This is a genomic window from Amycolatopsis sp. NPDC004747 (genome assembly GCF_053601335.1).
Genome location: NZ_JBSGBQ010000030.1, coordinates 61,243 through 82,936, shown reverse-complemented (window position 1 = coordinate 82,936; position 21,694 = coordinate 61,243). Strand labels below are relative to the sequence as shown.

The window sequence follows — 21,694 nt, the reverse complement described above, 5'->3', positions numbered from 1 at the left end:
GTCAGTCCCAGTCGATGCCGAAGACGCCCGGGCCGAAGTCGAACGTCACCGCGTGCACCCCGTCCGCACCGTCGAGTTTCAGCGCCCGCCGGGCGAGGGTGCCGTTCGCGCCGTCGCGGGAGTACTGCCAGCAGCGGTCCGGTGCCGTTCCCGGGGCGAACCGGACCTCCAGCAGGTACTCCCGCACCGGGCGGCGGAACTCGCGGTAGTGCGTGTTGCGGCACTCCGGGTACGGCGGCCCGCCGTTGGTCAGGGTGTACTCGATCAGGTGCGTCTCGCCGCGGTTGATCGGCTGGTCGAAGAGCAGTTCGGTGACGAGCAGGCCGTGTGCCTCGTCGGTCTCGGCGCGGCCGACCCGGCAGTTGCGCACCGCGTGCAGCTCCGGCACGCCCGCCGCCGGGTCGTCCTGGGTGTAGACCAGGAGCCAGCGGTCCTGGCCGTCCGCGACCGCCTGGAACACCGCCCGCGCGGTCACCGCCCGCTGCCCGCCGTCGGCGGCGATCTCGCACAGGTCGTGCAGCCCGACCATCCTCAGCGGCTGCTGGCGGTCGAGGGCGTGCGGCGCGCCGACCTTCTCCAGCAGCGGCTGGAGCACCTCGCGCGGGAACGACATCGGCTCGGCGCCGGCATGCCGCTTCCCCGCGCCGCCGCGGGGCCGGGGCGGGGGCAGCAGCCCGAGCAGGGAACCGGCCGGGACGTCGAGGATCTCTTCGAGCGTGCGGACGGCCGAAAGCGAGCTCTGCCGCTCCGGCTGTCTCTTGCCCGACTGCCAATAACTGAGCGCGGTCACGCTGATGACGACGCCGCGGGCCCGCAGCCGCGCCTGGATCCGGTCGAGCGACAGCCCGCTGGTGGCGATGGCCGCGCGCAGCCGGATGGCGAATTCGGTGCGGCCGCTCTCTTGGCCGTCACCCGTCACGCTGCCCGCCATCGCTGAAATCCCGACCCGCCCCATGCCGTCCCCCGACGATCCCCGACACGGAGCACGTTAGCAGTTTTCCGCGCGGTCTCCGCGCCCCTCTTCGGCCGTGCCGCCGGGGCCGCCACTCGGGCGAACGGGCTAGTACTGGCAACTGTGAACCATTGCCCCGGCCTGGGGCGACGCGCTTGTATGACTTGCCTGCGCCGGTGGCACCGCCTCCCCTCACGGCTCACCCGGGCGCAGGTGTGACCGGCCGCGCGAGCGGTTCCGGCTCCGGTTCACCCGGCCGAGTTGTGCGACCGGCCGAGGTGGCCGCGCGATGACCGGTGGCCCGGCGACGCCCCCAGCGCCGGGCCACCGGTCTTGTTACCACCGGGTAGCATCCCGGGCATGACGCTCCGGCAGAACATCCTCATCACCGGCGCCAGCAGCGGGTTGGGCGAAGGAATGGCCCGCCAGTTCGCGGCGAAGGGGCGCAACCTCGCGCTGTGCGCGCGCCGCACCGAGCGGCTCGAGAAACTGGCCGCCGAGCTGACCGCCCGGCACCCGGGGATCAAGGTCGTCATCCGCACCCTCGACGTCACCGAGCACGACCGCGTGTTCGCCGTCTTCGAGGAGTTCCGCGCCGAGCTCGGGTCCCTCGACCGGGTGATTGTGAACGCCGGGCTCGGGAAGGGGCAGCGGGTCGGCACCGGCCGGTTCGACGCCAACCGCCAGACCCTCGAGGTCAACTTCGTCGCGGCCGCCGCCCAGATCGAGGCCGCCGCCGGGATCTTCCGCGAGCAGGGCGCCGGCCACCTCGCCGTCATCTCCTCCTTCAGTGCGCTTCGCCCGTTCCCGGGCAAACTGACCGCGTACGCCGCTTCGAAGGCCGGGATCTCGGCGTTCGTCGACGGCACCCGGATCGAGCTGAAGCGCAAGGGCATCGCCGTCACCGATGTCCGGCCCGGCTACATCGAGTCGGAGATGAACGACCGGATCGGCCGGAACCCGTTGCTGGGCAAGGCCGAGACCGGGGCCAGGGCGCTGGCCAAGGCGATCGAGGCCGAACCGCGCCGCGCCTACGTCCCGGCCTGGCCGTGGGTGCCGTTGAGCGTCGTCATGCGCGTGGTGCCGGCCGCGCTGCTGCGGAGGTTCGCGTGAACGCCCCGGTCGAGGTCCGCGCGGAGGACGCCTTCGACGCGGAAGCGGTGCACGCCTGGCTCAGCGCGAAGGTCGAGGGCCTCGGCGACGCACCGCCGCAGGTCCGGCAGTTCCCCGGCGGCGCGTCCAACCTGACGTACCTGCTGACCTACCCGGACCGCGAGCTGATCCTGCGCCGCCCGCCCGCCGGGCACAAAGCGGCGTCGGCGCACGACATGCGGCGCGAGTACCGCGTGCAGCACGCGCTGAAGCCGGTGTTCCCGTACGTGCCGCGGATGGTGGCCTTCGGCGACGACCCGGCCGTGCTCGGCGGCGACTTCTACGTCATGGAGAAGCTCGACGGCCTGATCCTGCGCGGCGACCTGCCGCCGGGGATGACGCTGACGCCGGAGCAGGCCCGCGAGCTGTCCGGCAGGGTCGTCGACCGGCTGGTGGACCTGCACGCCGTCGACGTCGAGAAGGCCGGGCTGGCCGGCCTCGGCAAGGGCGCCGGGTACGTCGAGCGGCAGCTCCGCGGCTGGTCCGACCGGTACGTGGCGGCGCGCACGGACAACGTCGGCGACTTCGCCGAGGTGCGCGCGTGGCTGGCGGCGAACCAGCCCGGCGAGGTCAAGATCTGCCTGATCCACAACGACTACCGCCTCGACAACCTGGTGCTCGACGGCCCGGCGACGCTGAACATCACCGGCGTCCTCGACTGGGAGATGGCCACCCTCGGCGACCCGCTGATGGAGCTGGGCAGCATGCTCGCCTACTGGGTCCAGGCCGGCGACGACGACGTCATGCACACCAGCCGCCGCCAGCCGACTCACCTGCCCGGCATGTTCACCCGCGAGGAGTTCGTCACGCGCTACGCCGAGAAGACCGGGCTCGTGGTCGGCGACTGGCGGTTCTACGAGGTCTACGGCCTGTTCCGGCTCGCCGCGGTGCTGCAGCAGCTGTACCGGCGCTACCGCGACGGCGGCACCCGCAACCCGGCGTTCAAGGACTTCTGGCAGTTCGTCAACTACCTGGACTGGCGCTGCCGCGAGATCATCGCGAAGGGGAGCGTGTAGTGGGCGCGATCTACCTGGTCCGGCACGGCCAGGCGTCGTTCGGCGCTTCCGACTACGACGCGCTGTCCCCGCGCGGCTTCGAGCAGTCCACTGTGGTCGGTGCGGAACTGCTGCGGCGCGCCGTCTCCTTCAGCCAGGTCCGGTCCGGAACGCTGGCCCGGCAGCGCGACACCGCGGCGACCGCGCTGAAGGTGCTGGGCAGCGACGTCCCGGTGGTCGAGGACCCGCGCTGGAACGAGTACGACCACGTCGACATCGCACGCCACCACGCCGGCGGGGCCCCGCAGGAGGATTCGCGGGCCTACCAGGGCGTCCTGGACGCGGCCCTGACCGCGTGGACGTCGGCGGGCGACGGCGGGCCGTGCGCCGAGACGTGGCCCGCGTTCCTCGCCCGGTGCCGGTCCGCGCTGGCCGACCTGGTGGCGTCCTTGGGCAAGGGCGAGCACGCGGTCGTGTTCACCTCCGGCGGCGTGATCGCGACGATCTGCGGGCTGCTGATGGGCACCCCGGAGACGGGACTGCTCAAGCTCAACCGCGTCACGGTCAACGGCGGCATCACCAAGCTGGTGTCCGGGCGCGGCGGCGTCACGCTGCTGTCGTTCAACGAGCACCCGCACTTCGAGGCGGACGCGGCCTCGTTGCTCACCTATCGCTAGGAGGCACCCGATGCGGTTCGGCGAGGTCACGCTGCACCCGGTGAACGGCCACGGCCCGGAGGACGTCGTGGTCGACGCCGAGGGCCGGATCTACACCGGCGTCGACGACGGCCGGATCCTGCGCCTGTCGCCGGACGGGCAGCGCATCGACGTCATCGCCGACACGGGCGGCCGCCCGCTCGGGCTGGAGCTGTACGGCGAAGACGAGCTGCTGATCTGCGACGCGCGGGCCGGGCTGCTGGTGGTCCCGCTGTCCGGCGGTTCGCCTTCGGTGCTGGCGACTTCCGCGCTGGGGCTGGACTTCGTGTTCTGCAACAACGCGGCGGTGGCCGCGGACGGCACGATCTACTTCACGGATTCCTCCCGCCGCTTCGGCATCGACAACTGGCGCGACGACCTGATCGAGCAGACGGCGGGCGGCCGCCTGCTGCGCCGCTCCCCGGACGGCTCGATCGACCTGCTCCTGGACGGCCTCCAGTTCGCGAACGGCGTGGCGCTGGCCCCGGACGAGTCGTTCGTGGCGGTGGCGGAGACGGGCGCGTGCCGGGTGTCGCGGGTGTGGCTTCCCGACGGCCGGTCGGACGTCTTCGTCGACGGCTTGTGGGGCTTCCCGGACAACATCTCGACGGGCACGGACGGGCTCATCTGGATCACCCAGGCGTCGCCGAAGGTGGCGGCGCTGGACGTGGTCCGGCGGCTGCCGGCGTTCGTGCGTGCGGGCGTCCGCCGGCTGCCGACGTCGCTGCAGCCCAGCCCGGGGCGCGAGGTCGGTGTCCTGGGCGTGGCGGCGGACGGGAAGGTGAAGCGCGAGCTGCGCGGCGAGATCGACGGCTTCCACATGCTGGTGGGGGTGCGGGAGTGGCAGGGGCGGCTGTACTTCGGGTCGTTGGAGGAGTCGGCGATCGCGGTGACGCCTACCATCGGGTGATGCTGAGCAACGTCCGGATCGAAGCCCGCATCCCCACCCAGGACCTGGACCGCGCCCGGCGCTGGTACGCCGAGAAGCTGGGGCTCGAAGCGGTCGAAGAACGCGAGGGCGGCCTGCGGTACGAAGGCGCCTCGGGCGTCTTCTGCCTCTACGCCTCGGCGGGAGCTTCCGATGCCTCGTTCACGCAGGTCGCCTTCTACGTCGACGACCTGGAATCGACGGTCGCGGTGCTGCGCGAGCGCGGTGTCGTGTTCGAGGAGTACGAGGGCATGCGCGGCGGGATCATGGAGATCCGCGGCAACTACCCGAGCAAGGGCAGCGGCGAGCGGGCCGCGTGGTTCCGCGACAGCGAGGGCAACCTGATCGGGCTCGGCGAAGTGGTGCCGTAGGCCGCTCAGCGGCCCGTCCAGCGCGGCTCCCGCCCCGCGGTCCAAGCCGCGTAGAACTCCTTGTGGTCCTTCGCCGTCATCAGCAGCGCCTGGGTGATCGCCTCCAGCTCGATCGCGCTGCCCAGGTCCATGTCCAGCTCGCGGGTCAGCAACACCTTCGTCGTCGCGTACGCCAGCGCCGGGCCGTCGGCCAGTCGGCGTGCCAACGCCGAAGCCGCGGCCGGGAGATCCGAGTCGGGGACCACCTGCGAAGCCAGCCCGATCTCCGATGCCCGCGAAGCCGTGACCTTGTCGCCCAGCATCAACAGCTCCGTCGCGCGACCCAAGCCGACGAGCCGCGGCAGCAGGTACGCCGATCCCATGTCCGCCCCGGCCAAGCCCACCTTCGTGAACAGGAACGCGAACTTCGCCGACTCCGCCAGCAGCCGGAAGTCGCTCGCCAGCGCGATCACCGAGCCCGCCCCCGCCGCCACGCCGTTGACCGCCGCGATCACCGGGATCGGGCACTCGCGCAGGGCCTTCACCACCGCGCCCGTCATGCGGGTGAACTCCAGCAGCTGCGCCGTCTCGAACTTCTGCAGCTCGCCGATGATCTCCTCGACGTCACCGCCCGAACAGAACCCGCGGCCTTCGCCCGTGATCACCAGTACCCGGACGTCCTCGTGCTGGGGGAGCTCGATGACCAGGTCCCGGAGGTCCGCGTACACGTCGAACGTCAGCGCGTTGAGCTTCGAAGGGCGCGTGAACGTCACCGTGGCCACCCCGTCCGCCACGGCGAACCCGAAGTGCTCCCAGTCGCGGGTCAGCGGGGCGGTTGCGCGGAACGGGCTCATGACTGGATTCCTCCGCCGTCGAGTACGAGGGTCTGGCCGTTGATCGCGGCGGCCTCCGGGGCCGCCAGGAAGGACACCGCGAACGCCACCTCGGCCGGCTCCAGCAGCCGGCCGAGCGGGGACGCCGCCGCCAGTGCCGCTTCCGCGTCCGCAGTGGACCGTCCGGACCGCGAGACGATCCGCTCCACCGAGGTCGCCGTCATGTCGGTGCGGACGAACGCCGGGCACACCGCGTTCGCCGTGACGCCGGTGCCGGCCAGCTCCGCCGCCACCGCGCGCATGAAGCCCACCGCCGCGTGCTTCGACGCCGTGTACCCCGCCGTGTAGCGGTAGCCGACGTGCGAAGCCGTCGACGCCACCGTGACGATCCGGCCGCTGTCACGCGCGCGCATTCCGTCCAGCACCGCGCGCGTGCAGAGGAACGCCCCGGTCGCGTTCACCTCGAACTGCGCACGCCAATCGTCCAGCGACGTCCGGGAAACCGGGGCGCTGGAGGAGATGCCGGCGTTGTTGACCAGCACGTCCACCGGCCCTGCCGAGGCGAAGTACTCCGCCACGGCTTCCTCGGAGGTGACGTCGCATTCCGCGCGGCCCGGCGCCAGCACGGTGTCACCGGCGGACCGGAACCGGGCCGCGATCGCCGCGCCGATGCCGCGCGTGCCGCCGGTGACCACCACCAGGCGGCTCACGGGCGGGCCGCCAGTGCGCGCCGGTCGAGCTTTCCGTTGGCCGTGCGGGGGAGTTCGGTCATGAAGACGACCTCGCGGGGGTACTTGTGCTTGGCCAGGTGGGCTTTCGCGTGGTCCTTCAGCGCGTCGGCGGAGACTTCGGAACCGGGCCGCAGCACGACGTACGCGCGCGGCACGACCAAGCCGTCCGCCTGGTGGCCGACCACCGCGCAGTCGGTGACGTCCGGGTGGCCGAGCAGGCAGTCCTCGATCTCGCCGGGCGCGACGAACACGCCGCCGACCTTGAGCAGCGCGTCCGCGCGGCCGTGGTGGTGGAAGTACCCGTCCGGCGTGCGGCTGAACAGGTCGCCCGAGGTCAGCGTGTCGCCGTCGAACGTCCGCGCCGACTTCTCCGGATCGCCGAAGTACTCCAGCGCGATCGTCGGCCCGGTCACCCGAAGCGGCCCGATCTCCCCGTCGGGCAACGGTTTCCCGAGCTCGTCGACGACCTCGGCGGTGTACCCCGGAACCGGCGTGCCCAGCGTGCCGACGCGGGCCTCACCGGGCCGGTTCGACAGGTAGATGTGGTACGCCTCGGACGAGCCGATCCCGTCCACCACGGGCACGCCGAAGGCCGCGTCCCACTTGCGGTGCAGCTCGGCGGGCAGGGCCTCGCCCGCCGACGTCGTCATCCGCAGGCAGCTCAGGTCCTGCTCCGCCGCGGCCGGGTGCGCGACCATCGCGCTCATCATCGTCGGCACGTTGACCAGCACGCTCGGCCGGTACTTCGCGATCAGCTCGAACATCAGGTCCGCCGTGCTGCGCTCGGGGAACGCGATTCCCGCGGCGCCCACGCCGAACGGGAACAGCGCCACCAGATCACGCGCGTAGCCGAAGAACAGCTTCGGCACGGCCAGGACCGTGTCGTCCTCCCGCAGGCCGAGCACCTGGACGGCGTACCGCTCGAAACTCTCCAGCGGGCTCCGCAGGGGATGCACGCACGCCTTGGGCGCGCCCGTGCTGCCAGTGGTGAACTTCCAGATCCCGACGTCGTCCACAGTGGTCGGTGCGGCCGCCAGCTCCTCCGGCGCCGCGTCCACCAGCGTCCGGAACGGACGTTCGCCCGGCAGCAGCTCGGCTTCGGGCACCCCGGTGACGAGCAACCCGGAAGCACCGGCCTGCCGCAGCGCCGGCAGCGTGACGGCGTCCGCGAGCACCACCACGGCCTCGGTGTAGCCGAGGTAGTAGGCGTAGTCCTTGGGCTGCAGGAACGGGTAGACCTCGGCGGTGACGGCGCCGATCTTCTGGGCGCCGTACCAGGCCGCGACGAACTCGTCGCCGTCGCTCAGCGCCAGCAGCACCCGCTGCCCGCGGCGGACGCCGGCGTCCAGCAGCACGTGGCCGACGCGGTTCGCCAGCGCGGCGAGCGACGCGTAGCTGACCTCGCGGTCGCCGACGTACAGGGCGGTCCGGTCACCTCGTCCCGCGGCCACGTGCCGGTCGAGGAAGTGCGTGGCGAGGTTGAACGGCTCACTCACGGGCCAGCTCCCGGATCGCTTCCACCAGCAGGTCGGTCAACGTCGAAAACGTCTCTTCACCTTCGGCCGCGGTCGCCTCCGCGGGCTTGCCGCAGTACGCCTCGGTCATGCCCATCTCCCGGAAGCCCCCGTCTTCCGGAGCGGCGGCCAGGCTGACCGGAACGTGCGGCAAGGTCCGCATCAACGCCTGGTCGACCAGCTCGGGCCGGTCGGCGAGGACCAGCGACGTCTCGTACCGCCCGGCGTGGCACTCGCCGGACCGGAACTCCTCGGTCAGCCGCTGCGCGTGCCGCCGCCGGACCAGGTCGAGCAGGGCGACCCGCCCGTCGTAGGCGAAGTTCAGCGTCTCCACCGCCCGCCGCAGCGTCACCAGGTGTGCGGGCTCGAAGTGGTTGTTGACCAGCAGGATCCGCCGCAGGCGCTGGCCGATCAAGGCCGCGCCGACGTCGACGAGGAGCGAGTGCAGCGTCTCCTCGCCGATGTGGATCCCGCCGGCGAACCCGGCCGCGAACCGCGTCACGCCGTAGGGCACCTCGGGCAGGACCAGGACGTGGACCTCGTCGTCGGCGGCCAAGCGGGAAGCCGCGCGCTCGCACATCCCGCGCGAGATGAGCGGGTCCGTGCCCAGCGGCGCGTGCGGGCCGTGCGGCTCGACCGCGCCCAGCGGGAGCAGCAGCACCGGCACGCGCCCGCCGTCCGGCAGTGAAGCGACCTGCCGCGAGCTGAGGTCCGCGAAGTACGTCACGAAATTCACGCTACACCGCAGCGTCCTCGGGTGTATAGAGTTGCGCCCATGCCCACTGACGCCTTCGAAGCCGGCCCGCAGGAGCTGGTCATGACGTTGCTGGGCAGCTACGTGCACCCGCGCGAGACCCGCCGGGTGTGGTCGGGCGGCCTGGTCGCGGTGCTCGCCGAGCTGGGCTTCTCCGACGGCGCCGCCCGGATCGCGCTCACCCGCCTGGTGCGCCGCGGCCTGCTGCAGCGCCACCGCGAAGGCCGCACCGTGCACTACTCGCTGACCAAGCGCACCATCGCCCTGCTCGCCGACGGCGACCACCGGATCTTCTCCCTCGGCCGCCGCGAGCGGGCCGCCGGCGAGTGGACCGTGCTGTGGCAGAACATCCCCGAGACCCGCCGGCAGGCCAGGGAACGGCTGGTCCGGCGCCTGCGGTTCCTCGGGTTCGGGCCCTACTCCGACGGCACCTGGATCGCCCCGCACGACCGCGAGGCCGAGGTGGTCGCGCTGCTCGGCGAACTGGACGTCACCGAGCACGCCGGACTGCTGCTCGGCCGCCCGTCGGCCGCGCTGGACGTCCGCCGGTTCGCCGGCCGGGCCTGGGACCTCGACGACCTGGCCGCGCGGTACGCCGCGTTCGTCGGCCAGTTCGGCGGGTACGCGGGGCGGGAGCCGCCGGACGCCGAGGCGTTCGAGGTGCGCACCCGGCTGGTGCACACCTTCCGGATGTTCCCGTCGCTCGACCCGGAACTGCCCGCCGAGCTGGTGCCCGCCCCGGACCGCCGGGCGGCGGCCGTCGAGCTGTTCCACGATCTGTACACCGCGCTCGCGCAGCCCGCTCAGCGCCATTTCGACGAGGTGACCAAGGGATGACCGAACCCAGCCAAGCGACCCAGGAAGCCCTGAGCTACACCTCGTACCTCGGGCTCGACGAAGTGCTCAACGCGCAACGCCTGCGCTCGGACGAACACGACGAGCTGCTGTTCATCGTGATCCACCAGGTGTACGAACTGTGGTTCAAGCAGATCCTGCACGAAGCCGCCTTCCTCCAGGCGAACCTGGAGAAGGGCAACACCGCGCACTCGATCCGCACCCTGCGCCGCATCCTGACCATCCTCAAGGTCGCGGTCGCGCAGATCGACGTGCTGGAAACCATGACGCCCAGCCAGTTCACCAGTTTCCGCGCCCGTTTGGACGCTTCGAGCGGCTTCCAGTCGGCCCAGTTCCGCGAGCTGGAGGCGGTGCTCGGACGCCGTGACGAGCGCGTGTTCGCGCACTACCCGGAGGACGGCGAGCAGCGGAAACGCATTGCCGAAGCCATGGCGCGCCCGTCGTTGTTCGACTCTTTTCTCGCGTACCTCAAGGTTTCTGGCTACGCGGTCGAGTGTGACCGAGACGTCACTCGACCGGTGGAGCCGTCCCCGGCCCTGCAGGCGATATTGCTGGACGTGTACAGCGACGACGGGGGACCCTCGGTCGTCGCGGAGTGTCTGGTCGATCTCGACGAAGGGATGCAGGAGTGGCGCTACCGGCACGTGAAGATGGTCGAACGCACCATCGGCGACAAGACCGGGACGGGAGGATCATCCGGCGCGACTTACCTGCGTACCACGCTTTTCCAGCCGATGTTCCCGGATCTCTGGGCCGTACGGAGCCGACTGTGACCACTTTGGACGATCTGCGCGCGGACGCCAACAGCCTCGCCGCGCACTACACCCGGTTCGCGGTGGCCGACCGCCTCCTGCTTTCCGGGCACTCGCACCAGGCCTGGCCGGACGTCGCCGAGGAAGGGCTCCTGGAGTCCTTCGCGGACGCCGCCCGCGACGTCGACGGCAAGTGGGACCGCGCGTTCGCCAAAGCGGACGAGCTGCGCGCGGGCTTCCGCCTGCTGCTCGGCGACCCGCACGGCGAGTACGCGCTGGGTGCGAGCACGCACGACCTGGTGCTGCGCTTCCTGTCGGCGATGGACCTGCCGCGGCGGCCGCGCCTGGTCACCACCGACGGTGAGTTCCACACCCTCCGCCGTCAGCTCGCCCGCCTCGAAGAGGAGGGGGTCGAGGTGGTGCGGGTGCCCCTGGAACCGGTGACGACGCTCGCCGAGCGCGTCGCCGGCGAGGTCGACGGCAACACCGCCGCCGTCCTCGTGTCCGCGGTGCTCTTCGAAACGTCGAGGCTGGTCCCCGGGCTGGCGCACCTCGCCGACGTCTGCCGCGGCCGCTCGATCGAGCTCGTCGTCGACGCCTACCACGCGCTCGGCGTCGTCCCGTTCGCCCTGCACGACCTCGGGCTCACCAACGCCTGGGTGCTCGGCGGCGGCTACAAGTACCTGCAGCTCGGCGAGGGCAACTGCTTCCTGCGGCTGCCGGCGCACGCCCAGGAGCTGCGGCCGGTGATCACCGGCTGGTACGCCGAGTTCGGCGCGCTCGCCGACGAGCGCCACCCGGGCGCGGTGCCCTACGCCACCGGCGGCGACCGGTTCGCCGGCGCCACCTACGACCCGGCCAGCCACTACCGCGGCGTCCGGGTCCAGCGGTTCTTCGCCGAGCAGGGGCTCACCCCGGAGTTCCTCCGCGAGGTGTCGCAGCACCAGGTGGGGCTGCTCGCTTCGGTGTTCGACGAGCTCGCGCTGCCGGAGGACGTCGTCACCCGCGACCGGGAGACGCCGCTCGGGATGCTCGGCGGGTTCCTCTCGCTGCGCTGCGCCGACGCCGCGGGCCTGCAGGCGGCGCTGGCCGCGCACGGCGTCCGCACCGACAGCCGGGGCGCCCACCTGCGCTTCGGCCCGGCGCCGTACCTCTCCGACACCCAGCTGGAGACGGCGATGGGCACGCTCGGCAAGGTGATCGGCGGCTGAGCCCCTCGGGGGCCGAACCCCAGGCGGGGCCGCCGGGCCCCCTAAAGATCGGGCTACCCGTCCGTATCGCGGGACCTCCACTGGTCCCTCGATCACCGGGGATCTAGGTTGGTCCCGGGCACCCGAGCGGACGACCTCCGCGGCGGGTGCGGGCCAATCCGTGAAGCGCGTCCCGGCCACGAAACCGGGCGCGGGAGACAAAGGAGTCACCACCGTGACCGAAGGAGTGTTCGCCCGGGGCACCGGGCACGAACAGGTCGTGTACTGCCACGACCAAGCCAGTGGCCTCAAGGCCATCATCGGCATCTACTCCACCGCGCTCGGGCCCGCCTTGGGCGGGACGCGCTTCCACCCGTACCCCACCGAATCCGCCGCGCTCGACGACGTCCTCGCGCTGTCCAAGGGCATGGCGTACAAGAACGCGCTGGCCGGGCTCGACCTCGGCGGCGGCAAGGCCGTCATCATCGGCGACCCGAAGACCCTCAAGTCCGAAGCGCTGCTGCGTGCGTACGGGCGCTTCGTGCAGTCCCTGGGCGGCCGCTACATCACGGCGTGCGACGTGGGCACGTACGTGCACGACATGGACGTCGTGGCCCGCGAGTGCCAGTACGTCACCGGCCGCTCGCCCGAGGACGGTGGCGCCGGCGACTCGTCCGTGCTCACCGCGTTCGGCGTCTTCCAGGGCATGCGGGCCTCGGCCGAGCACGTCTGGGGCAGCCCGGACCTGGCGGGCAAGCGCGTCGGCGTGGCCGGCGTCGGCAAGGTCGGCCACATCCTCGTCGGGCACCTCGTGGAAGCCGGCGCGCAGGTGACGATCACCGACGTCTACGAGCCCGCCATCGCCCGGACGCTCAGCGTCCACCCCTCGGTGCAGGTCGCGTCCGATGTGGACACCCTGCTGCGCACCGAGCTGGACGTCTTCGCGCCGTGCGCGCTCGGCGGCGTCCTGAACGACGAAACCGTGCCGGTGCTCGGCGCGCGGATCGTCTGCGGCGCCGCGAACAACCAGCTCGCGCACGCCGGCATCGACAAGCAGCTCGCCGAGCGCGGTGTCCTGTACGCGCCGGACTACCTGGTCAACGCCGGTGGCGTGATCCAGGTCGACGACGAGCGCCACGGCTTCGACTTCGACCGCGCCAAGCGCAAGACGACGGCCATCTACGACACGACGAAGGCGGTGTTCGCGCTGGCCGACACCGACGGCGTGCCCCCGGCGACGGCGGCCGACCGGCTCGCCGAGCGGCGGATGGCGGAGGTCGGGCGGCTGCGGTCCATCCTGACCGTGTGAGTCTTTCCGAGTTCTTCGATGCGGTGGGCGTGCGGGGGTTCCTGCACGCCCGCCGTCTCGGTACCGCCGATGCGCTGGGGTGGGACGCGGACGCGCCGGTGGTGCTGGCGTCGGTGGTGAAGGTGCCGCTGGCGTACGAGTTCGCGCGCCAGGTCGCGGCCGGGCTGCTCGATCCGGCCGACCGCGTGTGCGCGTCGGCGGCGGACCGCCTGGGCGGCACCGGTTCGGCGGGGTTCGCGGACGACGTCTCCTACAGCCTGCGCGACGCGGCGCGGCTGGCGTTGTCGGTGTCCGACAACACCGCCGCGGACCTGCTGTTCGACCGCGTCGGCGTGGACAACGTCCGGTCCCTGCTGGCCGAGCTGGGCCTGACGCGGACCGCCGTCATCGGCGCCCCGCGGGACGTCCTGCGCACGATCATCGAGGACACCGGGGCCGGGCGGCCGCTGCGGGCGCTGGATCCCCTGCGGACGTCGTCGACGACGCCCCGCGAGATGACGGCGCTGCTATCGGCGATCTGGGCCGACGACGGGGCTGCCCCGGTCCGCGAGTGGATGTCCGCGCAGGTCAGCTGGCACCGGCTGGCGGCGGGGTTCCCGCCGGAGGTGGCGGTGGCGGGCAAGACGGGCACGATGCCGGGGATCCGCAACGAAATCGGCGTCGCCACCTACCCGGACGGCGCCGCGTACGCGGTGGCGGTGTTCACGGCGGGCGGGGCGGAGGCGTTGCGGCGCCCGGACATCGACCAGGCGATCGGCGCGGCCGCGCGGGCCGCGGTCGATCAGCTGCGGTCGTAGAAGACGTCCCACGGCCGCGGGCTCTCCGGCGGCGGCACCAGCCGCGAGACGCCGTCGTCGCCGAGGACTCCGGCCGCGATTTCCCCCAGCTTCGCCGCTTGCGGGTGCCGGTCGGCCGAGGGCCACGCGAACGCCGTCCGGGCCCGCAGCACCTCGCCTTCGAGCGGGCGCCAGACCACCCGCGGTTCCCTCCGGACGTCCGGTTCGAACGCGACGCCGTGGCCGGCCAGCACCAGGCCGAGAACGAACTCGGGGTTGCGGGCGTGGCGGATCGACTGCGGCCGGAAGCCGTGGTCCCAGCAGGTGCGCAGCAGCGCGTCGTAGCTGCCGGGCGCGGCGGCGCGCGGGGCGTGGACCAGGCCTTCGCCTGCCAGGTCGGCGAGGGCGAGCCGGGGGTGGCGCGCCAGCGGCGAGTCGCGGGGGAGCACGACGCCGAGCGGGGTGTCGACGGCCGGGCCGAGGTCGAGTCCGACGACGTCGACCGGCAGCTGCAGCAGCCCGGCGTCGAGCTCGCGGTCGGCGAGCAGCCGGGCCTGTTCGGCGGTGGTGAGCTCCTGCAGGTCCAGCCGCACGGCCGGGCATTCTTCGGCGAACCGGGTCAGGATCGCGGCCAGCATCCGGCCGGGCAGCTCCGGCGGCACGCCCGCGCGCAGGGCGTCGGTTTCCCCTCGCTCGGCCTTCGCGACGAGGTTCGTCATGCGGTCCCACCGGGCGAGCAGCTCGCGGGCTTCGGCACGCAGCACTTCGCCGGCTTCGGTGAGCGTGACGCGGCGGCCGCGCTCGAACAGCGTCGCGTCCAGCTCGGCTTCGAGCCGTTTGATGCGCTGGCTCAACGGCGGCTGTGCGATCCCGAGCCGCTCGGCGGCCCGCCCGAAGTGGAGTTCGTCGGCGACGACGAGGAAGTAGCGCAGCGAACGAAGGTGGTCCACGCTGCGACGATAGCCGTTCGCCTATGGCTATGGCCGGTGGGCGATCTTGGACAGGCGCCGGCGGTTCGTGGTCGGGTGTCGGCATGGAGACAGGAATCAGCAGACGCGGGCTGCTCGGAGCGGGCGCGGCGGCCGCGGCGATCCTCGCGGGCGCACCGGCCACGGCCCGCGCGGCTTCGGGAATGACGTTGCGCTGGTGGGGGAACAACGGCTGGGAGATCCGCATCGGGCCGAAGACGGTCCTGATCGACCCGTGGCTGACGAGGTTCAAGACGGGCACGTACACGCCGGCGGGCGCCGACCCCCGCACCCCGCTCTCGGTGAACCACGCGCTGATCGACGGCTACCTGGATCGGGGGTTCCTCCGCGCGGACCACATACTGGTGACGCACGGCCACTACGACCACCTGACGGACGTCCCGTACCTGGCCCGCCGCACGGGCGCCACGGTGATCGGCACCGAGACCCATTTGAGTCTCATGGCGGCGCTGGGCGCCCCGGAGGACCAGCTGTCGATCGCGACCGGCGGGGAGGACCTGGCGTTCGACGGGTACTCGATCCGCGTGCTGCGATCCCTGCATTCGGCGACGGGCGCCCGGGCCCGGGTGGCCTTCCCGGGGACGCGGCCGCTGTCCCGCCGAGATCGGCCGCGGGTGATTTCGGACCTGCTGGAGGGCGGCACGCTGGCGTACCTGGTGTCCGGCGGCGGGGCGAGCGTGCTCGATTTCGGCGGCGCGAACTACGTGGAGTCCGAGCTGGCGGGGCTGCGTCCGGACGTGGCGCTGGTACCACCGGGAGGAGCCCGGGTGCGCGAATACGTGCCACGGTTGCTGAGGACGCTGGGAAACCCGCGGTATGTGGCGGCGACGCATTGGGACGACTTCGACCTGCCGCTGGGGCAGGCCCACGACCCGAACGGCGGGCTGGAGGCACTGCGGAAGGCAGTGGCGGCGGCCGGCCCGGGGAGTGAGTTCGTGGTGCTGGACCACCTCGGGGAATTCACGCCGTAACTGGTTGTCCACATCCTCACGGTGCTGTGGACAACAAAGCCACCCGAGATGCTTTCGGGCGGCTTTGTCAGTGCGGGGCGATAGACTGGATCCGGGGACGCCCCCCTGGGAGGGCCAGGGGTCCGGCAAAGTCGTTTGTACTGGTCATGTGGGGATTCCGAAGAGTGTGAGTGGCCGGTTGGGGTCGCGGGCGGTTTTCGTAGGGCGGCGGCGATGTTGGTGTGGCCGGTGTGGCGGAGGGCGCTGATGGCGAGGTTGCGCAGGGTGGCCATGGCGCGGGGTGCGGTGCCGGTGCGGACGCGGGATGCGTCTTCGCGGTAGGTGACGTCACGGACCCAGTGCAGCCGGTTCTCGATCCGCCAGTGGCCGCGTAGGTGGGTAGCGATGCCGGCGGGGTCGCAGTGTGCGGTGGTGAGGTTGGTGACGCCGTGGACGGTGTGGGTTTCGCGTTTCTTGCTGGCACGGTCGGTGCGGTAGCGGGTGATCTGGAAAACCCTTGCCGCGTCGGGGAAGCCGAGGTCGTGGGGGGCGGGCAGGACTTCGATGATGCGCTGCTCGCAGCGGCCGTGCCCGATCCCGGTGGTGGTGTGGTGGGTGGCTTGGGGCCAGGGCAGAGCCTGCAGGCGGGTGTGGAGCCGGTGCTGGTTTTCCTTGACGGTGAATATGTAGTGCGCACCACGGCCGGCGAGGTAGGCGGCCAGACCGCGGGTCGTGTGCAGTGCGTCAGCGGTCACCACCACCCCGGCCAGGTCGAGGGCGTCGAGCAGGGGCTGCATCCAGGTGATCTCGCTGGTCCCGGCGGTGACCTGCTGCTGAGCCAGCACTGTTCCGGTGCGGTGGGTCAACGCGGACAGGAGATGGACGCCCGCTCCGCCGGTGCGGGCGAAGGTGCCGCGCAGTGATTTGCCGTCCACCGCGATCGCCTGTGAGGTATCCGTGGCGGTGGCGGTGATCCAGCTGCTGATCGCGGTGTCGAGTTCGTCGCCGTCGACCACCGACAGCACCCGCCGCATGGTGGCCTCTTCGGGAGGGATGTGCCGGTCGCGGTGGGGGTCGAACCGGGCGCCGAGGCGGGCCAGTACACGTTGTGGTGCGTCTGCGGCCCATTCCCCCATCGCGGTGAACGACTGGGCGCCCGCCGCGACCGCGGCCAGGGTCAGGACCGATCCCAGCGAATGCCGCACGCCGCGCCGCTTCCGCGGATCAGGCACCAGTGCCAGGTATTCGCGCAGGTCAGCGACATGCTCAGGGTCGGCAGAGGCCAGTTGGGTCAGCACGTCGGGAATGGGAGAAGATGCAACAGCAGGCACGGCTCTCTCACAGATCATGGGCTTCGACAACCACATGATCACCACCGAGAGCCGTGCCTGCCTGCAACGACACGACTTTGCCGGGCCCTGCCTGGGAGGGCGGGGGAGTTCTCGGGTCCGGCCGCTCAGCCGCTCTTGCGGCGGAAGGTCCGCTTGTTCGCCGCCGGGCCGTGGGCGTGCTGGTTCTTGCCGCCGCCGTTCTCGTGGGACGCTCCCGAACGCGCGTGGGCCTGCTTGCGCTCCAGTGCCTCGCGGAACTTGCGCTTGACGTCGTCCTCCTCGCCGCTGGGCGACGGGGTCGGTTCACTCATGCTTACCTCCGAAAACGACGACGTGTGACCGCTCCAGCCTGGCACCACTCGCACCCCTTGGCGAGCCGATTTCCGTCACCCTCGGCGTTTGGGCGACGGCACGCCGCCGAACTGCACCGACTTGCGGGTCAGGGGGCGGCCACAGTGGTCGCACAGCAGCATCGGGCGCAGGCGCTCGCCGCACTCCACGTGGTGCAGCGTGATGTCCGGTTCCTGGCCCGCCACCTCGAACCCGCGGGACCACTCCGCGATGAACGCCAGCGCCGGGAAGAACGCCAGGCCCTTCGCCGTCAGGCGGTAGTCGCGCGCGTCCGTGCGCGTGGCCGCCGCTCCTGTTCGCAGCACGCCCACCTCGACCAGCTTGCTCAGGCGGGCCGACAGCACGCTCGGCCCGATGCCCAGCTCACGCTCGAACTCCGAAAAGTGCCGGCAGCCGAGCAGCGCCGAGACCAGCAGGCCGGTCGACCACCGGTCGCCCAGCAGCTCCATCGTGTCCGGGAAGAACATCATCGGGTCGCCGGCCAGCGAATCCGCGTCCTTGCGGCGGAAGCGCTTGGACGCCGTCGCCGCCGCGACACCTGTGCTGTCCAGCCGCGAGGCCCGCACGTCACGCGCGTCGACCCGGCGGCCGCAGGCCGCGCAGCCGAGGGGCGCTGATGTAGCCAGCTCGCAGTCGAGGTGGATCAGCGTCGGCAGCACCTCGCGGCGGCCTTCGACCCACTCGCGCTCCCACGCCCAGATCGAGATCAGCAGCGGCCACAGCTCGAGGCCGCGCTCGGTGAGCCGGTACTCGTGCCGCGTGCGCCGCGCGTCGCGGTACGGCACCCGGGTGAGCATGCCCGCGTCCACCATGTCCCGCAGCCGTCCGGACAGCGCCGTCGGGGAAATGCCCAGGCGGAGGCGCAGCTCCTCGTACCGCCGGAAGCGCAGGAACAGGCTCTGCAGGATGAGCAGCGTCCACTGGTCGCCGACCAGCTCGAGCGCCCGGCGGAGCGGATCTCCCGCCGGCCTGATGCGCTGTGCAGTCGCCTGAACCACGTCTTCCCCCTTGTTGCATGACGGCCTCAGGGTAGCACCTGACTACACCAAAAGAAGCCTATTGACACCTGGGTACACAAATCATAGTCTCATCTCCATCAGCCCGCGCAGCCAGGGAGCAGCCCGATGACCAGCACCTCCGAACAGCCGCTGATGGTGGCCCGGACGGCGGACGCGGCCGAGGCGAACCCCTACCTGCTCGGCGTCTACGCCCCGGTCGGCACCGAGATCGACGCCGAAGACCTGCAGGTCGTCGGCGAAATCCCGAAGGACCTCAACGGCGTCTACCTGCGCAACGGCCCGAACCCGCGGTTCGCCCCGGAAGGCCGCTACCACTGGTTCGACGGTGACGGCATGATCCACGCGGTCCACCTGGAGAACGGCAAGGCCCGCTACCGCAACCGCTGGGTCCGCACGAAGGCCTTCGAAGCCGAGTCCGCGGCCGGCCGGGCGCTCTGGACCGGCGTCATGGAGAACCCGAAGGACAACCCTTTCGGCAACACCCACGGCCTGGGCCTCAAGGACAACGCCAACACCGACGTCGTCTTCCACCGCGGCCGGATCCTCGCCACCTGGTACCTGTGCGGCTCGCCGTACGCGGTCGACCCGCTCTCGCTGGAGACCCTCGGCGCCGACGACTTCCTCGGCACGCTGGCCGGCGACATGATGGCCCACCCGAAGGTCGACGAGACCACCGGCGAGCTGTTCTGGTTCGACTACGGCCCTCGCCCGCCGTACCTGCGCTACGGCGTGATCAGCGCGGACGGCAAGGTCGTGCGCACCACCGAAGTGGAGCTGCCCGGCCCGCGCCTGCCGCACGACATGGCCATCACCGAGCACTACGCGGTGCTGATGGACCTGCCGCTGGTCCAGGACCTCGAGGCGGCGAAGCAGGGCCGCCACAAGCTGCACTTCGACCGCTCGATGCCGAGCCGCTTCGGCGTCCTGCCACGCTACGGAGACGGTAGCCAGATCCGGTGGTTCGAGGCGAGCCCGTGCTACATCTACCACGTCGTCAACGCGTGGGAAGAGGGCAGCGAAGTCGTCCTCGACGTCTGCCGCGTGCAGCGCCCGCAGCCGCGCGCCGACGCGCACACGCCGCTCGCGAAGATGCTCTCCTACCTGCGCCTGGACGCCCAGCTGCACCGCTACCGCTTCGACCTGCGGACCGGCGCGTGCCACGAGGCGCCGCTCGACGACGACAACACCGAGTTCCCGACCGTCGACGCCCGCGGTGTCGGACGGGCGAACCGGTACTCCTACGCGGTGCACATCTCGCCCGAGTCGACGCTGAAGTTCGACGGGCTGGTGCGCCACGACAATCTTGCCGGCACAAAGACCGAATACCGGTTCGGTCCCGGCCGGTGGGGCAGTGAGGCCCCGTTCGCACCCCGCGACGGAGCAGCCGCCGATTCGGCGGACGGTTATCTGGTGACGTTCGTGCAGGACGAGCGCGAGGGACGCTCGGAACTGGACATCTTCGACGCCGCCGATCTCGCTGCCGGACCCGTGGCCAGGGTCCTGCTTCCCCAGCGTGTCCCGCTCGGTTTTCACGCGACCTGGGTCCGGGCGGACCAGCTGGAAAACCTCCGTTCATGAGATGCCATCGAGAGGGTCGCGCCCGGGACTTCCGGACGCGGGGATGGTGGAGTGCGGAGACGATCGACCGGCTCGTGAAGGAGCGGGTCAGTGCCGACCCGGAGGGTCTCGCGCTGGTCGATCCACCGAACACCACCGCACTGGTCGGACGCGACCCGGTGCGGTGGACCTGGAACCGGCTCGACGAACGCGTCGACGTCCTGGCCGCGTTCCTGCTCGCCAGAGGGGTGCGGGCAGGCGACGTCGTGGCCGTGCAGTTGCCGAACTGCTCGGCCCTGGTCCAGGCGTTCCTCGCGATCGTGCGGATCGGCGCGATCGTCACCCCGTTCCCGGTGGCCTACCGGGAACACGAGCTCGGCCCGATGTGCCGGCGCACCGGCGCCGTCGGGGTGGTGACCGCATCCAGATACGGCGAGCACGAGCTCGCCGGGGCGGCCCTTGGGCTAATCGGCGCTTCGGCGCAGCCGGTCCGGTTCGTCGTCGCCTCGGGGGACGACGAACCGGCCGGCGCCCTGGCCTGGCCCGAAGCGCCACTGTCCGCGGCGGAGAAATCTACTTTGGACTCCCGGCTGACCGAAGCCGACGTGAACGACTGCGTGACCATCTGCTGGACGTCCGGCACCGAAGCCGAACCGAAGGCGGTCCCGCGCTGCCACGGCGACTGGCTCGCGACCGCGCGCGGCTGCGTCCAGGCCGCCGGGATGACCCGCGAAGACGTCCTGCTTTCGCCGTTCCCGATGACGAACATGGCCGGCATCGGCGGCATGTTCCTGCCGTGGCTGCTGACCGGCGCCGTGTTCGTCCCGCACCACCCGTTCGACCTGCCGGTGTTCCTGGGGCAGCTCGCGGCCGAGCGGGTGACCTACACCCTCGCGCCGCCGGCGCTGCTGACCATGCTGCTGCACAACGAAAAGATCCTGTCCGGAGTGGACATCTCGGCGCTGCGCAAGATCGGGTCGGGTTCGGCGCCGCTTTCGCCGTGGCTCGTGCGCAGCTGGGCCGAGCGGTACGGCATCGACATCATCAACTTCTTCGGCTCGAACGAAGGCACCGCGCTGCTGTCCGGCCCGGTGGACATCCCGGACCCGGACCAGTGCGCGAGCTACTTCCCGAACTACGCCTCGGACGTCACCTGGTCGACCCCGGTCGCCGGCTGGACGTCGGTGCGGCTGCACGACCCGGCCACCGGCGAGCACGTGACCGGACCCGGGCGCCCCGGCGAGCTGCACATCGCCGGGCCGACGGTCTTCGCCGGGTACCTCAAGGAGATGGGCGAGCCACTGGACACGGCGTCCTTCGACGACGACGGCCACTTCCGCACCGGCGACGTCTTCGAGATCGCCGGTGAGCGCGGGGAGTTCCTGAAGTACGTCGACCGGATGAAGGACCTGGTGATCCGCGGCGGCATGAACATCTCGCCCGCCGAGGTCGAGGGCCTGCTGTCCGGGCACCCGGACGTCGCCGACGTCGGCGTGATCGGCGTGCCCGACGACGTCATGGGGGAGCGGGTGTGCGCGGTCGTCGTGCCCGGTTCGCGCAAGCCGAGCCTGGACGAGCTGGTCGCGTACCTGCGCGAGAAGAAGGTGGCCGCGTTCAAGCTGCCGGAACGGCTCGAGTACGCCGACGCCTTGCCCCGCAACCCGGTGGGGAAGATCCTGAAGCGGCAGCTGCGGGAGAGCTTGGGGTGAGG

21 protein-coding genes and 1 pseudogene are annotated in these 21,694 nt (G+C 71.5%); 13 read left to right on the top strand and 9 right to left on the bottom strand.

Annotated elements, in window-relative coordinates:
* Nucleotide 1: 1 nt before the first annotated feature.
* Nucleotides 2–931 carry a hypothetical protein gene (locus ACWEGE_RS36270; RefSeq protein ID WP_449664999.1) on the bottom strand — a complete coding sequence of 310 codons (930 nt, stop codon included), beginning with the start codon at nucleotides 929–931 and terminating at the stop codon, nucleotides 2–4.
* Between the two features lie 381 nt (nucleotides 932–1,312).
* On the opposite strand from ACWEGE_RS36270, the gene ACWEGE_RS36265 reads away from it, so the two are divergent.
* Genes ACWEGE_RS36265 through ACWEGE_RS36245 form a run of 5 tightly spaced genes read left to right on the top strand, consistent with a single transcriptional unit; the run spans nucleotide 1,313 to nucleotide 5,093 of the window.
* On the top strand, nucleotides 1,313–2,065 hold the full coding sequence (locus ACWEGE_RS36265; protein ID WP_449664998.1) for an SDR family oxidoreductase: 753 nt from the start codon (nucleotides 1,313–1,315) through the stop codon (nucleotides 2,063–2,065).
* Nucleotides 2,062–3,120, top strand: a complete 1,059-nt coding sequence (locus tag ACWEGE_RS36260) for a phosphotransferase family protein (protein ID WP_449664997.1) — start codon at nucleotides 2,062–2,064, stop codon at nucleotides 3,118–3,120. The genes ACWEGE_RS36265 and ACWEGE_RS36260 overlap by 4 nt, the downstream gene beginning before the upstream one ends.
* Nucleotides 3,120–3,776, top strand: a complete 657-nt coding sequence (locus ACWEGE_RS36255) for a histidine phosphatase family protein (RefSeq protein WP_449664996.1) — start codon at nucleotides 3,120–3,122, stop codon at nucleotides 3,774–3,776. Before ACWEGE_RS36260 ends, ACWEGE_RS36255 begins: the two co-directional genes overlap by 1 nt.
* Nucleotides 3,777–3,786: 10 nt before the next feature.
* On the top strand, nucleotides 3,787–4,704 hold the full coding sequence (locus ACWEGE_RS36250) for an SMP-30/gluconolactonase/LRE family protein (protein ID WP_449664995.1): 918 nt from the start codon (nucleotides 3,787–3,789) through the stop codon (nucleotides 4,702–4,704).
* Complete coding sequence (locus tag ACWEGE_RS36245; RefSeq protein WP_449664994.1) at nucleotides 4,704–5,093, top strand: VOC family protein; 390 nt, start codon at nucleotides 4,704–4,706, stop codon at nucleotides 5,091–5,093. Before ACWEGE_RS36250 ends, ACWEGE_RS36245 begins: the two co-directional genes overlap by 1 nt.
* 5 nt (nucleotides 5,094–5,098) lie before the next feature.
* Here the strand turns inward: ACWEGE_RS36245 and ACWEGE_RS36240 are convergent, their stop codons facing one another.
* The 4 genes from ACWEGE_RS36240 to ACWEGE_RS36225 are packed head-to-tail and all read right to left on the bottom strand — an operon-like array spanning nucleotide 5,099 to nucleotide 8,877.
* Entirely contained in the window at nucleotides 5,099–5,926 is an 828-nt protein-coding gene (locus tag ACWEGE_RS36240; RefSeq protein WP_449664993.1) for an enoyl-CoA hydratase family protein, read from the bottom strand.
* The gene (locus ACWEGE_RS36235) at nucleotides 5,923–6,615 is read right to left on the bottom strand and encodes an SDR family NAD(P)-dependent oxidoreductase (RefSeq protein WP_449664992.1); all 693 of its coding nucleotides are present in this window, start codon (nucleotides 6,613–6,615) and stop codon (nucleotides 5,923–5,925) included. Before ACWEGE_RS36235 ends, ACWEGE_RS36240 begins: the two co-directional genes overlap by 4 nt.
* Nucleotides 6,612–8,132 (bottom strand): benzoate-CoA ligase family protein, encoded by a 1,521-nt coding sequence (locus ACWEGE_RS36230; RefSeq protein WP_449664991.1) that lies wholly within the window; start codon nucleotides 8,130–8,132, stop codon nucleotides 6,612–6,614. The genes ACWEGE_RS36235 and ACWEGE_RS36230 overlap by 4 nt, the downstream gene beginning before the upstream one ends.
* Nucleotides 8,125–8,877, bottom strand: a complete 753-nt coding sequence (locus ACWEGE_RS36225) for a creatininase family protein (protein WP_449664990.1) — start codon at nucleotides 8,875–8,877, stop codon at nucleotides 8,125–8,127. The genes ACWEGE_RS36230 and ACWEGE_RS36225 overlap by 8 nt, the downstream gene beginning before the upstream one ends.
* A gap of 48 nt (nucleotides 8,878–8,925) precedes the next feature.
* Between ACWEGE_RS36225 and ACWEGE_RS36220 the strand changes: the two genes are divergently transcribed.
* From ACWEGE_RS36220 to ACWEGE_RS36200, 5 genes are all read left to right on the top strand, one after another.
* Complete coding sequence (locus ACWEGE_RS36220) at nucleotides 8,926–9,741, top strand: PaaX family transcriptional regulator (RefSeq protein ID WP_449664989.1); 816 nt, start codon at nucleotides 8,926–8,928, stop codon at nucleotides 9,739–9,741.
* Nucleotides 9,738–10,532 (top strand): tryptophan 2,3-dioxygenase, encoded by a 795-nt coding sequence (locus ACWEGE_RS36215; RefSeq protein ID WP_449664988.1) that lies wholly within the window; start codon nucleotides 9,738–9,740, stop codon nucleotides 10,530–10,532. The genes ACWEGE_RS36220 and ACWEGE_RS36215 overlap by 4 nt, the downstream gene beginning before the upstream one ends.
* On the top strand, nucleotides 10,529–11,722 hold the full coding sequence (locus tag ACWEGE_RS36210; RefSeq protein ID WP_449664987.1) for a kynureninase: 1,194 nt from the start codon (nucleotides 10,529–10,531) through the stop codon (nucleotides 11,720–11,722). Before ACWEGE_RS36215 ends, ACWEGE_RS36210 begins: the two co-directional genes overlap by 4 nt.
* 214 nt (nucleotides 11,723–11,936) lie before the next feature.
* Complete coding sequence (locus ACWEGE_RS36205; RefSeq protein WP_449664986.1) at nucleotides 11,937–13,010, top strand: Glu/Leu/Phe/Val dehydrogenase dimerization domain-containing protein; 1,074 nt, start codon at nucleotides 11,937–11,939, stop codon at nucleotides 13,008–13,010.
* Nucleotides 13,007–13,807 carry a serine hydrolase gene (locus tag ACWEGE_RS36200; protein WP_449664985.1) on the top strand — a complete coding sequence of 267 codons (801 nt, stop codon included), beginning with the start codon at nucleotides 13,007–13,009 and terminating at the stop codon, nucleotides 13,805–13,807. The genes ACWEGE_RS36205 and ACWEGE_RS36200 overlap by 4 nt, the downstream gene beginning before the upstream one ends.
* Here the strand turns inward: ACWEGE_RS36200 and ACWEGE_RS36195 are convergent.
* The gene (locus ACWEGE_RS36195; RefSeq protein ID WP_449664984.1) at nucleotides 13,792–14,736 is read right to left on the bottom strand and encodes a LysR substrate-binding domain-containing protein; all 945 of its coding nucleotides are present in this window, start codon (nucleotides 14,734–14,736) and stop codon (nucleotides 13,792–13,794) included. The genes ACWEGE_RS36200 and ACWEGE_RS36195 overlap by 16 nt on opposite strands.
* An 83-nt stretch (nucleotides 14,737–14,819) precedes the next feature.
* On the opposite strand from ACWEGE_RS36195, the gene ACWEGE_RS36190 reads away from it, so the two are divergent.
* Nucleotides 14,820–15,746 carry an MBL fold metallo-hydrolase gene (locus ACWEGE_RS36190; RefSeq protein ID WP_449664983.1) on the top strand — a complete coding sequence of 309 codons (927 nt, stop codon included), beginning with the start codon at nucleotides 14,820–14,822 and terminating at the stop codon, nucleotides 15,744–15,746.
* A 299-nt stretch (nucleotides 15,747–16,045) separates the two neighbouring features.
* On the opposite strand, the pseudogene ACWEGE_RS36185 reads toward ACWEGE_RS36190, so the two are convergent.
* The 3 genes and pseudogenes from ACWEGE_RS36185 to ACWEGE_RS36175 form a co-directional block, all read right to left on the bottom strand.
* Nucleotides 16,046–17,074 (bottom strand): annotated as a pseudogene (locus ACWEGE_RS36185) (ISAs1 family transposase); the annotation flags it as partial.
* A gap of 107 nt (nucleotides 17,075–17,181) precedes the next feature.
* A complete protein-coding gene (locus ACWEGE_RS36180; RefSeq protein ID WP_086858770.1) occupies nucleotides 17,182–17,367 on the bottom strand; it encodes a DUF5302 domain-containing protein in 186 nt (61 codons plus the stop codon).
* Between the two features lie 75 nt (nucleotides 17,368–17,442).
* A complete protein-coding gene (locus tag ACWEGE_RS36175) occupies nucleotides 17,443–18,405 on the bottom strand; it encodes a winged helix-turn-helix transcriptional regulator (protein ID WP_449664982.1) in 963 nt (320 codons plus the stop codon).
* 126 nt (nucleotides 18,406–18,531) lie between these two features.
* Between ACWEGE_RS36175 and ACWEGE_RS36170 the strand changes: the two genes are divergently transcribed.
* Together ACWEGE_RS36170 and ACWEGE_RS36165 are read left to right on the top strand one after the other, a co-directional pair.
* Nucleotides 18,532–20,004, top strand: a complete 1,473-nt coding sequence (locus ACWEGE_RS36170) for a carotenoid oxygenase family protein (protein ID WP_449664981.1) — start codon at nucleotides 18,532–18,534, stop codon at nucleotides 20,002–20,004.
* Nucleotides 20,001–21,692 (top strand): class I adenylate-forming enzyme family protein, encoded by a 1,692-nt coding sequence (locus tag ACWEGE_RS36165; protein WP_449664980.1) that lies wholly within the window; start codon nucleotides 20,001–20,003, stop codon nucleotides 21,690–21,692. Before ACWEGE_RS36170 ends, ACWEGE_RS36165 begins: the two co-directional genes overlap by 4 nt.
* Nucleotides 21,693–21,694: the final 2 nt, after the last annotated feature.